The organism is Clostridium puniceum (assembly GCF_002006345.1).
Lineage (GTDB): Bacteria > Bacillota > Clostridia > Clostridiales > Clostridiaceae > Clostridium > Clostridium puniceum.
On the sequence record NZ_LZZM01000092.1, the window covers coordinates 1 to 1,585 of the forward strand.

At 28.4% G+C, this 1,585-nt stretch carries 3 protein-coding genes; 1 reads left to right on the forward strand and 2 read right to left on the reverse strand.

Features of this window, described 5'->3' with window-relative positions; all coding sequences use genetic code 11:
* Positions 1 to 405: ATP-binding protein (locus CLPUN_RS07035; RefSeq protein WP_158078716.1), on the forward strand; the 405-nt coding region annotated here is incomplete at its 5' end.
* 44 nt (positions 406 to 449) lie between these two features.
* Here CLPUN_RS07035 and CLPUN_RS07040 read toward each other — a convergent pair.
* A complete protein-coding gene (locus CLPUN_RS07040; protein ID WP_077846608.1) occupies positions 450 to 740 on the reverse strand; it encodes a hypothetical protein in 291 nt (96 codons plus the stop codon).
* 246 nt (positions 741 to 986) lie between these two features.
* Entirely contained in the window at positions 987 to 1,352 is a 366-nt protein-coding gene (locus tag CLPUN_RS07045; protein WP_077846609.1) for a hypothetical protein, read from the reverse strand.
* Positions 1,353 to 1,585 lie beyond the last annotated feature (233 nt).

A 1,585-nucleotide genomic window follows, 5' to 3' on the forward strand; every position in this document is an offset into this window, starting at 1 on the left:
ATTGCTTTAGGAATGAAAGCATGCTTAGAGGGATATAAAGTATTATTTACAACTGTTCCGCTTTTTATTACACAATTGAAAGAATTAAAATCAACTAAAACCTTAAGGACATATCAAAACAAATTATCTAAATATGATCTGGTTATTTTAGATGAATTTGGTTATATATCAGCTGATAAAGAGGGGGCAGAGCTACTCTTTACAAATATATCTCTACGAGCCGGACAGAAATCCACCATAATAACTACGAACCTATCATTTGATAGATGGGGTGAAATATTTGGAGATCCTGTGATGACAGCTGCTATGACCGATAGATTAACACATAAATCATATGTTGTTAACATAAATGGTAATTCGTATAGAATGAAAGAAACCAAAGCTTGGCTTAATACTTTAGAATAGCAATAACCATTTTTTGGTGGAAAGGATTTTAATTATAATTTGGTCTAAAAATTATGTATAAAATACACAAGTAACATAGTCCACATAACACTATAAAATAAACTAACAATAATACCTCCAATTTTACTTCTAATAAAAATATAAATCATACCAAGGAAAAATACTATGTATATAACCAAGTGTATAGCCGAGTGTAGACTTGTCCAAAAATTCAGCATCCAAGGACTAAAGTGTTTCAATTCCATATTTTGATTAAATAAATACATTGTTAAAATTAATTCTATAATTAGAAGCCCTGTTCCAAAATGAGAGTTTCTACTAATTTCAATTCTCATTATATTCCCCCTATCACTGTCCCAAAATATGCCTACAAAGGATATTTAAAGTATAACTTAATCGGTTTTTCAAGTAAAGCAATTTTACCTACATCATGTAGAGCTACTTTTTATCAAATCATTATAAACTTTTATTATTAAAATTTCATTTAGGGAAAATTGTGTATCTAAATGGGGGCTTGTGGTGTCAGCCTCCCAACGTGAAACCCCCCCAATTATGGGGGAGGCACTAAAAACATCACAAATTCATTTAGAATAATGTGACTTAACCGTTTTTTCACTAAAATACTTTATTGTTGGTAAAATGAATATTAATCCTATGATAGTGATTATAGGAATTTGTTTATAAGAAATAATCCATCCTAATAAATAATATAACTCAACGCTTAATATTAACCAATAACCCCATCTTTTTAGTTTTAAGTAGCCATAACATGCTATTAAAAGAATCATAATAATTAATGCATTCAATATTATATCTGATAAAGGAACCTTTAAATAATTAGGTAGTGGTTCAACATAGTCTGTAAAAAGTGATAATGTTAATAAGAAAGCACTAATAATGTACCCATCTCCAATAAATGTTACTATATATGGTCTTTTTTCGTTCATACTTACTCCTCCTCCCTAAATAAATTACCAATAAAAATAAAAGAAAAGTATTCATGTGTTTTATTATACAGCTTATTATTTAATTTTACGAATTTCAAAAATAATTGTATACTATAATAGTGCATTTTTACTTGAATAATTTTACAGTTGAATAAAAAAACAGATTTTTAGGCTATTTTTAATGACTCAAAAATTTCTTCGATCGGCGTACCGCTTGCGGCAGCATTGTAAAT